Here is a 12,902-nt window from a genome sequence, read left to right as displayed (position 1 = left end):
TTTCAGGTGGCGCGAGGGTCACGGGTGGAGTCCGGCGGCGGATGCCGTGGGACGGCTCAGGGCGCCGGTGTCCCCGGTGTCTGGCAGGGGCTGGGCCGCTGAGGGACTGTCTCCTGCGCGGTGGCGGGGAGCGGCGAGAAGCGCCACCCCGCTGACCGTCACCACGGCGAGGACGTAGAGGGGGGTGACCGCGGGGGACTTCAACCAGTCGGCACCCCACGCGGTCAGGAAGGTGGCGAGGGTGCCGCCGAGGAGTCCGCCCAGCTGGTACCCGGTGGCGGTGCCGCTGAGGCGTACGCGGGTCGGGAAGAGTTCGGCGATGAGGGCTGCCTGCGGGGCGTACATGGCGGCGAAGCCCACCAGTGCCAGCAGGTAGGCGGCGACCAGGACCGGTGGCGACGCGAGGTCGAACAGCGGGACGAACGCGGCGGCCCACAGACCCGTGACGAGGGTGCCCGCGATGCAGACCCGGCGGCGGCCGTAGCGGTCCGACACGGCCCCGAACAGGGGGATCATCGCGATCAGCGCCAGCGGGGCGGCGACCGAGAGCGTCATCAGCGCGGTCAGGGGCAGGCCGGCGACCCGCAGGAGCGTGAGGACGTAGCCGAAGGAGAACGTGAACAGGACGACGTCCGCCCCCGCCGTCACGGCGACGGCGAGCAGCAGCTTGCCCCGGTACTTGGTCACCAGTTCGACGAACGGGCGCTTGGCGCGGGCCCGGGCGTGGGCCAGGGCGCTGAACTCCGTGGTCTCCCCGATCCGCGCCCGGACCCACAGCCCCACCACCACCAGGACGGCGGAGAAGAGGAAGGGCAGCCGCCAGCCCCAGATCATGAACTGTGCGGGCGTCAGCAGCACGGACACGCCGGAGATCGCGCCGAACGCCAGCAGGTTCCCGGCCGGTGCGCCGATCTGCGCCCAGCTCGACACCAGCCCGCGGCGCCGGGGTTCGGCGCATTCGTAGGCGACGACGGTGGCGGCTCCCCAGGCGCCGCCCATTCCCAGCCCCTGGAGCAGGCGCAGCGCCACCAGCAGCAGGGGTGCGGCGAGACCGATCTGGCCGTAGCCGGGCAGCAGGCCGACGAGGCCGGTGGAGGCTCCGGTCAGCAGCAGCGTGGCCACCAGGACGGGGCGCCGGCCGTAGCGGTCGCCGAGGTGACCGAAGAGAGCGCCGCCGACCGGCCGGGCCACCAGCGCGACACCGTAGAGGCCGATCCCGGTGAGCGTCGCCGCGAAGGGGGTGAGGTAGGGGAAGAACTGGTGCTTGAAGACCAGGACCGAGGCGTTGACGTACAGGAAGAAGTCGTACCAGATCAGCGTGGTACCAGCGAGGCTGATGACGACCGACCGGTTGGCGTCGCTCATGCCGGAGCGCATATCGGACTCCACTTTCTGTGACAACATTATTACATTTCGTAACCATGCTGTAGGTGGAGGAGTCCTGCCACACGAGGGGGCCCGACAGGTGGTGCCGGAGCGCCGCGGACGGATCGTGCGCGGAGGCCGGGCGACCGGGGCCGCCGTGGTGGGCCGTGGTGGGCCGCCTCGCGAGGCCGGTCGTGCCCTCGTCGGCACCCCCCCGTACGGGAGGCGGTGGGCCCCGGCTCCGTCGCCCCGTTCGCCGACGGACCGGACGAGGCGTTCGCGCGCGTACGGCTGCCGCTGGAGGGCGGGCGGCTGGAGGGCGGGCGGAACGGGTCGACTTCTTCGGGGCCCGCCTCGGTCCCGCCGGTGTCGGGCGGCTCGGCCACCGGAAGCCGTGGGCCGGGCTCCCCGTGGAATCACCGTCCAACCCGCTCACCGACGCCGCCCGGTTCACTCGTTCGAGTGAACCGGGCGGCGATCTGATGATCTTGGTAGGGCGGTCGGCGAGGCTGCGCCGAGCACACCCGTGTGCGGAGCTACCAGCGGAACTTCCATGTGAGGAGACCTGAATGTCGGCAAGTGCGGTGCAGCAGCTGGGAATCGTGGCGGGCCAGGTGGTCCAGGAGGCCGGCTACGACGACGACTGCGACGAGGAGCTGCGCGAAGCCATCGCGGAGACCACCGGTAACGAACTCGTCGATGCCGACTACGAAGACACGGCGGACGTCGCCCTGCTGTGGTGGCGCGACGGCGACGGCGACCTCCTCGACGCCCTCATCGATGTGCTGCCCGGCCTGCAGCACGGGGGCGGGGTCGCGCTGCTCACGCCGAAGGCCGGGCGTGCGGGAAGTGTGGAGGCGGGCGACATCGCCGACGCGGCGAAGGCCTCCGGCCTGACGGTCACCGCCTCGCTGAGCGCCTCCCCCGATTGGACGGCGACCCGCCTGGAGTCCGCCGCGTCCCGCTGACCCACCCGGCCCCGGCCCCCCGGCGTCCCACCCGCCCCCCGCGCACCGGGTGGGACGCCGGGGGTCAGTCCACCGGGACGTGGGCGGGGCCGGCCGTGGTGCCCGGGTAGTTCTCGCCGAGGACCGCGTCGAACAGCGTGGTGACCTCCAGGGCGGTCAGGCCCTGGGCGTGGGCCTCGCCCATCCACTCGCCGAGCCGGGTCCGCAGCGGGGACTCCGGTGCGGTCTGCGGGGTGACGAGCGAGCGGGTGATGAAGGTGCCGGAACCCTGCCGTACCTCGACCAGGCCCGACCGCTCCAGCTCCCGGTACGCCTTGAGCGTGGTGTTGGGGTTGACCTTGGTGCTGGCGGCGACCTGCGCCGCCGTGGGCAGCTTGTCCCCCTCCTCCAGGGCGCCCATCCGCAGAGCCTGCTCCACCTGGGCGACGATCTGGAGGTAGGCGGGCAGGCCGCCGCGGCGTTCGATGCGGAACACGACCACGGTGCCGCCTCCTTGATCTCTGGTGAACGGCTGGGGGTACCAGCCCGGGGAGCGTCTTCGGGCACGCGCCCGGTCCTACAGGGCCCGCCGACGGGACCACCACAGCAGGCCGGTGACCAGGGCGGCGGCCAGCGCCGCGTACACGCCCGTGGCGGCCCACTGCATGCCCGGCAGCTGGTCGGGGCCGAGGTAGTCCCGGACCGAGTTGACGATACCGAGCTGGGCCCGGCATGCCTCCGGAGCGGATTCCTTGACGCAGGTGCTCCAGCCGTAGACCCGACCGGACTCGGTGCCGACCCAGTCGTCCAGCCGGACCGTGTTGTCGAGCACGGCGGGCTCCTCGCCGCCGAGCGGGTAGCTCAGCCGCCGCGGCGTGCCCAGCAGGCTCCGGTACTGCTCGGCCACGGCCGTGACGGCGTACACGATCAGGAAGGTGACCAGCATGGAGCCCACGGTCCGGCGCGTCAGGGCGCCGATCACGATGCCGAGCGAGGTGGCGAACAGGGCAGTCGCCACCGGGACGGGGCCCATCGCGTCGAAATGGGGACCGTCCAGCCAGTCGGTCCGTGCGACGGACCCCGCCGAGCGCCACCACCAGGCGAAGAAGAGGCTCAGGATCTGCGTCGTCACCACCGCCGTCACCAGGGCGAAGCCCAGTTTCCAGGCCAGCCAGCGGCCCCGGGAGACGGACTGGGTCATGGCCAGGCGCGCCGTCCCGTTCTCTTGGTCGGCGGCGATGAGCGGAGCGCCGAGGAAGACGCCGAGCAGCACGGGGAGCCCGGTCAGGAGGTTGCCGAAGGCGTCGAGGTTGTTGGAGACGTCGTTGGCGATGTTGCCGCCGAGGGAGTCGACCGGCTTGGCCGGCCAGCCGGCCGCGTGCAGGGTGTCCAGCATCGCCGCACGCTGGTAGACGATCCAGGCCGCGCCGAGGACGACCACCGCGGCGCAGACGATGAGGGCCGTACGGTGCTGGTTCAGCACCAGCCAGAGGAGTCCGCGGACCCGGCGGGGGCGGGCGGGGGCGAGGTCCTTGGGGGAGGCGGAGGCATCCCGGGTGAGCGCGCTCATGCGGCGGGCTCCTCTCGGTGGTCGGGGACGGCGGTCGGGGAGAGCAGCGGGGGAGCCCCGGGTGAGCGGAGGTAGGCCATCAGCACCTCCTCCATGCTCGGGTCGGCCAGCTGCCACGCGCCGTTCAGCGGTCCCTGGCGCCGGACCATGGCCGTGAAGTGGCGCCCGGAGGTGCGTACTTCCACCACGGTGTGGGAGTCCAGCTCCTGCGGCAGCACACCCTGCTCCCCGGTCACGCCGGTGACCAGGGTGTGCATGGGCACCAGTTCGTCGGCCTCGCCGGCCATCCGGACCCGGCCCTCGGAGAGCACGACCACGTAGTCACACATGTGCTCGATCTCGCTCAGCAGGTGGGAGGACATCAGCACGGTGGTTCCGCGCTCGGCGGCCTCGGACAGCAGCAGCGCGCTCATCTCGTCCCGGGCCAGCGGGTCGAGGTCGGCCATCGGCTCGTCCAGCAGGAGGAGTTCGGGCCGCGTCCCGAAGGCGAGCGCGAAGGCCACGCGGGTCCGCTGCCCGCCCGACAGGGTCGCGACCCGGGCGTCCATCGGCACCTGCCCGGCGCGCACGATCCGCTCGGCCGCCGCCTGGTCCCAGGACGGGTTGAGTTCCTGCCCCATCCGCAGGGTCTGCGCCACGGTGAACCGCTTGAACAGCGGCTTGTCCTGGGCGATGTAGGCCCAGCGGGCCATTTCGCCGGGCGCGGAGACGGGGGCGCCGAAGATGTCCAGTTCGCCGGCCGTGGGCTCGGTCAGGCGGGTGGCCAGGCTCAGCAGGGTGCTCTTGCCCGCGCCGTTGGGTCCCACCAGGGCGGCGATGCGGCCCGCGGGTATCCGGAAGGAGCAGTTCTCCAACGCCCAGCGCCGCCGGTACTTCTTCCCCAGTCCACGCGCCTCGACGGCCCACCGGACATCGGCCGCGCCGGAAGTATTCGTGCCTCGCACAGCTCGCCCCCTTCCCTTAATCCACTAGATGACTAATGGAATGATGGACTCATGCTGAAGCCCTGTCAAACCTGCTCTGTCAAACCCGCTCCGCCAAACCTGCCCGGGAACCCCTGCCCACCCGTGCGAGGGCGAGCGGCTCCGCCCGAGCGTCGTCCCGCCCTCCTCCGGCCGGATCGACTGCCGGGCCGGTCGCTCACCGGGACCCGGAGCGGGAGCACTCGCTCCCGCTCCGGGCGCGGCCCGCCCTGCCCGGCGGACGTCTCCGGTCAGTGCCCCGACGGTTTCGGGGCCGTCACTGAACACCCAGGGTGTTCCGTACTGCGCGTACCGCCTGCACCACAGGGACCCCGACGTCACCGATCACCATCGCGACACCCGCGACACCCGCGATGCCTGCCGGCGCCTGACGCCACCGCCCCGGCTCCCCGCTCTCCAGGACGCCGATGCCCGCGTCGACGACCGGCAGATCCTCGTCCCGCAGGTGGGGCCGCAGCACCTGGACGGCCTCGGCGAGCTGTCGCAGCGCCTCCCGCCGGTCCGGCGCCGCGTAACACCGGCGCGGTACGTCCGCCAGGTGGGGAGCGCGGGGGCCATGGGTACGCTCCCCCGATGCGTCGACGCGCTGTCTCGCGGCGTTGTCGACCTCACCTGCGGCCGGAGCGCCGCCACTAGCATGGCTGCCCGGCCGCTGGTGGTGGTGGTGACGAGGAAAGAGGGCAACGGTGTCCGAGACCGCCGGGAAGACCTTCAGCACCTACCTGAGCGGAGGGGACCTGGTCGTCCTTCCGGCGACCGTCAAGGGCATCAGGGAGGCCCTTCCCGCCGACCAGCGGCGGGCCTTCGGCGAGGCGGTGGAGAACGCGGGCGCCGAGGAGCTGTTCGAGCTGCTCGCCACCTGGGCGGAGCGGACCCGGCCGGACCTGATCGCGGACAAGGAAGCCGCGTTCGCACGGATCGAGCGGGGCGATTTCACCGGGACCGTGTCCGCCGAAGAGGTCGCCGCGTTCTTCGGCCCGGCCGCGGAGAGCGCGTGACCTACCGGGTGCAGTACACCGACCAGGCCCTCGACTCGCTCAAGAAGATGGCTTCCCGGCGCCGCGTCGACTTCGGCCGGGAGATCGGCAGGGTCGCCCAGGACCCCTACGGTCACGGCAACCCGGTGACCGGGCGGGACAAGCGCCGGGTGGTCCTCGCCGGGGTGCTCACCGACTACTGGGTTTCGCGGGGGGGTGCTGACGGTCACGGTCGTGGCGCTCGTCCACACCGACTGAACGCTCCCCCGCCGCACGTCCCCCACGCGGAACGGCGCCCCCGCGAGACGGGCCGCGGACGGGATTGCCCCGGGCACGTCTCCCGGCGAGCCGGGACGGGCCCCGCCCGCTGTCGCCGGTCAGTCCTGCCGGAGTCCGGCCCCGGTGAGTCCGGCGAGTTCGGCGTCGATGGCGCCGCGCATCAGTTCCCGCGCGTGAAGGATCTCGATGCCACCGCTGAGCCAGCGCATGCTGAGCCCCTCCAGCAGGGCGGTGAGCCGTTCGGCGGCGGCGGTGAGGGACAGGGCCGACGCCGTCGGCCGGACCTCGCCCAGCAGCGCGGCGACCTCCCGCACCCAGACCCGGGTGGCCCTGGCGAGGTCCTCGCGCAGCACCTCGTCGAAGACGGCGCTGGCCCGCAGCTCGCCCCAGGCCGAGCTGTTCTCCCGTACCTCCACGATGTCCTGGAGTTCCAGCAGGAGGGACTCCTCCAGCTCCTGCCGGGGGGTGAGCGGCGGGTCGTCCGGATCGCGGTCGGCGGTGTAGCGCCCGGCACGGTCGCTGATGAATTCGAGGGTCTGGCGCAGGACGCCCGTGCGGTCCTTGAAGTGGTAGTAGATCAGCGCGGTGGAGACGCCGGCCTCGGCCGCGAGTTCCTCCACGCGCAGCCCTCGGACCCCGCGCCGGGCGATCACCCGTGCGGCGGCTTCGAGGATCTGGGTGCTGCGAGGTGCCATGGCCCACACCTTACCGGGGTGTTCCGGGGCGGTCGGATGCGGCCCTTCAGCGGACGCGCAGGCCGCTGACCAGCGGCTGACCAGCGGCTGACCAGCGACTGACCGCCCTGGTGGGGGGTGGGCCCGGGCCCACCCGTCGACCTGCCGACGGTTTGACTGAAATTTCAGTCAGTGTCAGAGTGGCGACACGTGGCCGTCCTCTTTCCTCCTGCGCACCGGCCCTTCGCGGGTCGAGCGCGCACCCTTGCCCCAAGGGCTCGGACGCCCCCAGGTCTCAGGGTCCCGGGCCCCGGGCCCCGGGCACCTCAGGAGTCCGGGTGCCCAGGGGTCCGGGCCGTCGCGGCTCGTGCCGTGCCCCGCGCGCCCGCCCCGCCCTGTCCGGATGCGCTCGTTCCGCAAGCCCCACGATCGGAGTTCCCCGTGCCGAACCCTTCGCCCACGCGCCGGACCACCCTGCGCACCCTCGCCGCGCTCGGCGCCGCAGCCTTCGGCGCCTCGGCCTGCGGCACCTCCGGCACCGCCCCCGGGCCGAGCGCGCCCGGCACCGCTCCACGGCCCAGCACCCCCGTCGGCTCCTCCCCGCAGACCTCGACGGGCCCGGGGCGCCGCCTCGGCGCCGAGTGGGAGAGCCACACCCGTACGTTCATGTCCTGGCCGGCGCTGTCCTCGGTGTGGGAGGGGGACCTGCCCTACGTACGCGAGGACATCGCGCGGATCGCGCGGGCCGTCGGCGAGTACGAGGCGGTCGTCATGATGGCCCGGCCCGCCCAGGTGAGCGCGGCCCAGCGGGCCTGCGGCTCCCAGGTCGAGGTCATCCCGCTGGCCGTCGACGACCTGTGGGCGCGTGACACCGTCCCCGTGTTCGTCGAGGAGGGCCACCAGGTGGTGGGCGTCGACTTCAACTTCGACGGCTGGGGCAAGAAGCAGGAGCACGCGAACGACGCCCTGGTCGGCCGCACCCTGCTGCGGAAGTACGGCATTCCCCGGGTCCAGGCCCCGCTGGTCTCGGAGGGCGGCTCCTTCGAACCCGACGGTGAGGGCACCCTGCTGATCACGGAGAGCTCGATCGTCAACGACAACCGCAACCCGGGCAAGAGCCGGGACACGATCGAGGCGGAGCTGAAGCAGACCCTGGGCGTCGAGAAGGTGGTCTGGCTGGCGGGTGTGCGCGGGCAGGACATCACCGACGCCCACGTGGACAGCCTCGTACGCTTCACCGCGCCCGGGGTGGTCCTGCTGGACCGCGCGCACCCCGGCACCCCGCAGGACTCCTGGTCGCGCTCGGCCGACCAGGCGAAGTCCGTCCTGTCGAAGGCGACGGACGCCCGTGGCCGGCGCTTCCAGGTCATCGACCTGCCCCAGCCCGACCTGAACCGGATCACCGGCGAGGGCGACGACTTCGTCTCGACGTACGCCAACTTCTACATCGCCAACGGCGCCGTCTTCATGCCCAGGTTCGGCGACGGCAAGGCCGACGACCGCGCCCGCTCCATCCTGCGGGAGCACTTCCCCCGGCGGGACATCGTGCCGGTCGAGATCGACACGATCGCCTCGGGCGGCGGCGGCATCCACTGCGCGACCCACGACCAGCCCGGCAAACCCGCCGCCTGACCGCACGCCCCGCGCACGCCTCGCACACCGCACACACCGCACCGTCGCGCACCACCCACCCGTTCGATGGATCATCGGTGCGCGCCGCTTCGCTGTGGCGGCGGGGGAAGAGGGTATTCGTGTGTTTGCATCCCTTTCATGAAGGTGTGCACGCGATGAGCGAAGACCATCGTCAGGGTGTGCGGGCGCGAGCCGGTGTTCCGCGACGGCAGCTGCTGGCCTCGGCCGCGCTGACGCCGGTACTGGCCGGGACGGGAGCATCCATCGCTCACGCCGAGCCGGCCCCGGCCGGCGGAACGAGTGGAACAGGCGGAGCAGCTGAGAGGGGTGAGAGGGGTGAGACGAATGGTGGGGAACCGGGCAGGCCGGTGCCCACCACGGAGGCGGACTGGAAGGGGGTCGCGCAGGCGCTGGGCCGGCCGGGCAACCTGATCCGCGGGACGCACTATCACACCGCTTTCCCCCGTGGGGACCTGCGCGTGGTCACCCGCGGTGTCACCGTCACACCGGGGCTCTCGCTGGGCTCGCACGTCTCCTTCGTCCGGTACGACAACGGCAGCAACCTGCTGATGGGCGACCTGGTGGTCGCCGAAACCGAGTTGCAGCGGGTGACCGATGCCCTGCAGGCCCAGGCAATCCCGCAGACCGCCCTGCACAAGCACCTGCTCTCACAGACCCCTGACGTCTGGTGGACCCACATCTGCGCACACGGCCACGACGCGGTGGCGCTCGCCCGCCGTCTGCGCGTGGCGCTCGATCACACCGCCACCCCGCCCCCGGCACCGCCGGTCCCGCTCCGGCCCCTCGATCTGGACACCGCCGGGATCGACGCCGCGCTGGGCGTCAGGGGAACGAACAACGGCGATGTCTACACCTCCGTCTTCGTCCGCCGCGAGACCGTCGTCGACGAGGGGCACATCCTGCCCCCGGGGCTGGGGGCGACCACCGCCTTCAACTTCCAGCCGCTGGGACGCGGCCGGGCCGCGCTCAACGGCGACCTCGCCATGGTCGCGGGCGAGGTCCAGGAGGCCCTCACGGCGCTGCGGCGCGGCGGGATCGATCTCGTCGAGCTGCACAACCACGGCCTGACGGACGAACCCCGCCTGTTCTTCGTCCACCTCTGGGCCGTGGGCGACGCCGTCACCCTCGCCCGGGCACTTCGCCCCGCGGTGGCCGCCACCAACGTCGGACCCGCCACCTGACGGCGACCTGAGCACCTGAGCACCTGAGCACCTGAGCACCTGAGCACCTGAACGAGCCCACCGCCACGACCGGTTCAGCGGTTCACCGGTTCGGCCCGGCTGCTGGGCGAGAAGACCGTCCCGCACCGGCTGTCCTTCCGGAACACCACGGTCGGCGGGCTGTCCGGGATCGACCGGGACCCGTGCACGGGCGAGTACGTCATGATCGGCGACGACCGCTCGGCCCTTGCAGCCCGCCCGCTTCTACACCGCCAGGATCACGGTGGACGGCGCCGGGGTGCACTCCGTCGACTTCACCGGCACCCACCCGTTCCTGCAACCGGACGGCTCGGCCTACCCGCCGCCGAGCACCGGTGACGGCAAGGCCGTGGACCCGGAGGAGCTACGGGTGGACCCGTGGAGCTGCCGGTACCGATGCGCAAGCAGTTGGTGGCGGACTTCCACGACCTGGGCCTGTCCACGGTCGGCAGCACCGAGGGCATGACCTGGGGTGACGAGCCGGGCGCCACGGCCGGCCACGAGGGCCGGGCGTGGCGCCTGTTCCCTGTTCCCGGGTCCTGTTCCCGGGTCCTGTTCCCGGGAACAGGGGCCGCTACGGGTTCAGCACTGGCGCAGGCCGGGGGCCGGGTCCTGGCCGGTGTGGAGGGAGACGGCGGGGACGTTGCCCCACTGACCGTTGTCGAGCTGGGTCCAGTACCAGATGTCGTTCTGGCCCTGGTGGGGGTCGCCGTGGCCCCAGCACACGAACCAGTTGAAGCCGGTGGTGAGGGTGCCGCGGGTCGCCGAACGGTAGGAGCGGTCCGCGTACCCCTTCGCCCCGACGGTGTTGCCGCAGTACAGGCGGCCGTCGGAGCGGACCCCGCACTCGGCGGCATGGGCGGTGGTGGGTACGGAGAGTGCGAGCAGGGCGGCCGTGGCGAAGACGCCCAGGGCGGCGGTCATGCGTCGGGTCATCATGGTCGGCTCAACGGCCGGGGCCGGGAAGGGTAACGCTCCCCTGCCCCGGCGGGAACCGTCCGGATGGACCATCCAGCTGAATCACCCGGCTGGACCACCCGGCCGCATCGCCCGACGGAGAGGGCTTTTACTGGCCGCAAACAACCTGTCGCCCTGGGTGATGGCGGTGCGAGGATCGGCGCACGCGGTCGTCCGGGCCGTGGTCGTCGTATCTGGGGGAGTCGCTCATGACGTCAGTCGAGTTCGGGACGACGGCGGCGGAACGGTTGGAGCGGCTGCGGGGGCAGTTGCGGGGCAGGCCGGTGGGCCCGCGCGCCGCCCAGCGCACCCAGCCGTCGCCCGGGTCGAACCTGCTGCTCGGGGTGATGCTGCACGCGGCGGCCCGGCTGGAGGCCGGGCTGGAGCTGACGGACCTGGAGGCGCGGATGGTCGCTCCGCTGCGGCTGCTCCTGCCCGAGGAGGAGGTGCACGGCTTCGGGCGCCTGTACCGGGAGGAGAGCACGGCGCGCACGACGGCCGCGGTGCTGCCGGAGGTGCTCACCCGCCGTACCGTGGACGACGGTTACTCGATGGAGGACCTGGTCAAGGACCTTCCCTCGCTGCGGGAGGAGATCCTCGCCCAGGCCAACGTCAGCGTCGTCGACCTGAGCACCTCCCCCCAGGAGGGCGACACCTTCGACACCGCGGAGTTCATCACCGGCCAGGCCGCCTACGGCTACGGGGCGACGCTGGTGACCGCGTCCGCGCCGCCGCCCGCGCCGGAGCCCGGTGTGAACGCCTCGTTCGTGGCGCGGGTGGACATGTACTCGTTCCTGTGCGAGGACGAGTCCAACGAATGGTCCGCGTCCGACGAGATCTACTGGGGAGCGAGTTCGGTGGGCGCGTTCAGCTCCCGCCAGGAACTCCTCAGCCGGGTGTTCACCAACGTCGACAAGGGCGAGTGGCACGACTTCGGGGCGAACACCACGCTCTACAACGGCCGCGTGGACACCACGCTGGTGTGCAACATCTCCTGCTGGGAGGAGGACGACGGCGGCGAGCCGTGGCGCAACCAGCTCCGGGACAAGCTGAGGGCCATCAGCGTCGAGCTGCAGAAGTTCGTCGACACCATGGAGATCTACGGCTACCTGGCGCCCCAGTACGGCGACTTCCTCGACTACGTGCAGATCACCGCGATCGTCGCCCGCATCATCGCCTGGCTGATCGACCTGTTCCGCAACAACGACGACCTCGTCCAGGAACGCACGCTCGTCTTCACCCAGTCCGCGCTGCGCCAGCTGGTGACCAGCGGCGGCGCCGGGTCGACCGGCTGGGTCTTCAACGGCGGCGACGCCGAGGGCCGCCACCGCCTCCAGCTCAAGTGGATCGGCAGCCCGCCCCCCGCCGACGCGCCCGGCGACATCAAGCTGGTCTCCCCCGCGAACAGCCAGTGGGGTACGACCCTCCGGCTTCCCGGGCACACCGACCGGGGTCCCTCGCTGGCCGTCCACAACGGTGATCTCCACGTCGCCTCGCGCGGGCTCAACGGCGGCGTCCACATCGGCAGGGTCAGCGGCGGCGCGTGGCAGGGCTACGGGTACGTTCCCGGCCTCACCAGCTGGACCCCGCCCGCGCTGGCGGTGAACGCGGGTTCCCTGTACGTGTCCAGCGGCGGGGAGAAGGGGGAGCTGTACGTCTCGCGCCTCGACGGAACCACCTGGGGCGCGCCCGCCAGGCTCCCCGGGAGCAGCTCCGCGGGCGCGGCCCTCGCCGGCCGGGGCGGTACGCTCCACTGCGCCGTGCGGGGCTGGGCGACCGACGCGCACGTCTACCTCTCCTGGCTGAGCGGTTCCACCTGGGGCGGCTTCACCAAGGTGGGCTCCTTGCAGACCTTCCACGCCCCCGCGCTCACCACCTTGGACACCAAGCTCTACCTGGCCTGCGTCGGCTTCGACGGCGCGACGTACGTCCTGAGCCACGACGGAAGCTCCTGGTCCGCGGCGGCGAACCTCGGCGGCAGGACCGACAGCGCCCCGGCCCTGACCGTCCGGGGCGGCGTCCTGTACTGCGCGGTACGCGCTCTGGACTCCACGATCTACCTCAACTCGTTCAACGGCACCGCCTGGAGCGGCTTCCACCAGCAGGTCCCCGGCGCGTCCACGATGTCGGAACCGGCCCTCGCGGGCGGCACGGGCGACACCCTCCACATCGCCTACCGGACCACCTGACCGCCGGACGGGGCGAGCCCCGGGCACCCCGCCGCCACCCGGCCCGACAGGAATGTCCGCCCTGGCAGCCGTCTTCCGGCACTTCCTCGTGCCGGAAGACGGTGACCGT

Annotated in this window: 13 protein-coding genes; 6 read left to right on the top strand and 7 right to left on the bottom strand. The window is 72.3% G+C overall.

The annotated features are described in order from the left end of the window. Positions 1 to 18: 18 nt before the first annotated feature. The gene (locus ACIA5F_RS10270) at positions 19 to 1,365 is read right to left on the bottom strand and encodes an MFS transporter (protein WP_399351238.1); all 1,347 of its coding nucleotides are present in this window, start codon (positions 1,363 to 1,365) and stop codon (positions 19 to 21) included. A gap of 569 nt (positions 1,366 to 1,934) precedes the next feature. Here ACIA5F_RS10270 and ACIA5F_RS10265 point away from each other — a divergent pair. Next, a complete protein-coding gene (locus ACIA5F_RS10265; RefSeq protein ID WP_399351236.1) occupies positions 1,935 to 2,333 on the top strand; it encodes a DUF3052 domain-containing protein in 399 nt (132 codons plus the stop codon). A 64-nt stretch (positions 2,334 to 2,397) separates the two neighbouring features. Here the strand turns inward: ACIA5F_RS10265 and ACIA5F_RS10260 are convergent, their stop codons facing one another. The 4 genes from ACIA5F_RS10260 to ACIA5F_RS10245 all read right to left on the bottom strand — a co-directional run bounded on the left by ACIA5F_RS10260 (position 2,398) and on the right by ACIA5F_RS10245 (position 5,583). Further along, positions 2,398 to 2,814 carry a GntR family transcriptional regulator gene (locus ACIA5F_RS10260; protein WP_399351234.1) on the bottom strand — a complete coding sequence of 139 codons (417 nt, stop codon included), beginning with the start codon at positions 2,812 to 2,814 and terminating at the stop codon, positions 2,398 to 2,400. Positions 2,815 to 2,889: 75 nt separating this feature from the next. After that, positions 2,890 to 3,882 (bottom strand): ABC transporter permease, encoded by a 993-nt coding sequence (locus ACIA5F_RS10255; RefSeq protein ID WP_399351232.1) that lies wholly within the window; start codon positions 3,880 to 3,882, stop codon positions 2,890 to 2,892. After that, entirely contained in the window at positions 3,879 to 4,826 is a 948-nt protein-coding gene (locus tag ACIA5F_RS10250) for an ABC transporter ATP-binding protein (protein WP_399351230.1), read from the bottom strand. The genes ACIA5F_RS10255 and ACIA5F_RS10250 overlap by 4 nt, the downstream gene beginning before the upstream one ends. Positions 4,827 to 5,121: 295 nt before the next feature. Next, on the bottom strand, positions 5,122 to 5,583 hold the full coding sequence (locus ACIA5F_RS10245; protein ID WP_399351228.1) for a hypothetical protein: 462 nt from the start codon (positions 5,581 to 5,583) through the stop codon (positions 5,122 to 5,124). Here ACIA5F_RS10245 and ACIA5F_RS10240 point away from each other — a divergent pair. Then, entirely contained in the window at positions 5,552 to 5,863 is a 312-nt protein-coding gene (locus ACIA5F_RS10240; protein ID WP_399351226.1) for a hypothetical protein, read from the top strand. The genes ACIA5F_RS10245 and ACIA5F_RS10240 overlap by 32 nt on opposite strands. Before the next feature lie 356 nt (positions 5,864 to 6,219). On the opposite strand, the gene ACIA5F_RS10235 is transcribed toward ACIA5F_RS10240, so the two are convergent. Then, positions 6,220 to 6,816: a TetR/AcrR family transcriptional regulator gene (locus ACIA5F_RS10235; RefSeq protein WP_399351224.1), complete on the bottom strand. Its 597-nt coding sequence runs from the start codon at positions 6,814 to 6,816 to the stop codon at positions 6,220 to 6,222. 420 nt (positions 6,817 to 7,236) lie between these two features. Here ACIA5F_RS10235 and ACIA5F_RS10230 point away from each other — a divergent pair, with 420 nt between their 5' ends. From ACIA5F_RS10230 to ACIA5F_RS10220, 3 genes are all read left to right on the top strand, one after another. Next, on the top strand, positions 7,237 to 8,427 hold the full coding sequence (locus tag ACIA5F_RS10230; RefSeq protein ID WP_399351223.1) for an agmatine deiminase family protein: 1,191 nt from the start codon (positions 7,237 to 7,239) through the stop codon (positions 8,425 to 8,427). 368 nt (positions 8,428 to 8,795) lie between these two features. Continuing rightward, complete coding sequence (locus ACIA5F_RS10225) at positions 8,796 to 9,629, top strand: DUF1259 domain-containing protein (RefSeq protein ID WP_399351221.1); 834 nt, start codon at positions 8,796 to 8,798, stop codon at positions 9,627 to 9,629. Between the two features lie 226 nt (positions 9,630 to 9,855). Further along, positions 9,856 to 10,113, top strand: coding sequence for an esterase-like activity of phytase family protein (locus tag ACIA5F_RS10220; protein ID WP_399351219.1), 258 nt, complete (start codon positions 9,856 to 9,858; stop codon positions 10,111 to 10,113). 116 nt (positions 10,114 to 10,229) lie between these two features. On the opposite strand, the gene ACIA5F_RS10215 is transcribed toward ACIA5F_RS10220, so the two are convergent. Continuing rightward, positions 10,230 to 10,586 carry a hypothetical protein gene (locus ACIA5F_RS10215; RefSeq protein ID WP_399351217.1) on the bottom strand — a complete coding sequence of 119 codons (357 nt, stop codon included), beginning with the start codon at positions 10,584 to 10,586 and terminating at the stop codon, positions 10,230 to 10,232. Positions 10,587 to 10,813: 227 nt separating this feature from the next. Here ACIA5F_RS10215 and ACIA5F_RS10210 point away from each other — a divergent pair, with 227 nt between their 5' ends. Next, on the top strand, positions 10,814 to 12,793 hold the full coding sequence (locus ACIA5F_RS10210) for a hypothetical protein (RefSeq protein ID WP_399351215.1): 1,980 nt from the start codon (positions 10,814 to 10,816) through the stop codon (positions 12,791 to 12,793). The last annotated feature ends 109 nt before the right edge of the window (positions 12,794 to 12,902 follow it).

Source organism: Streptomyces sp. NPDC051567, from assembly GCF_044454165.1.
Lineage (GTDB): Bacteria > Actinomycetota > Actinomycetes > Streptomycetales > Streptomycetaceae > Streptomyces.
The sequence above is the reverse complement of the archived record's forward strand: the minus strand, read 5'-3'. Positions and strand labels throughout refer to the sequence as shown.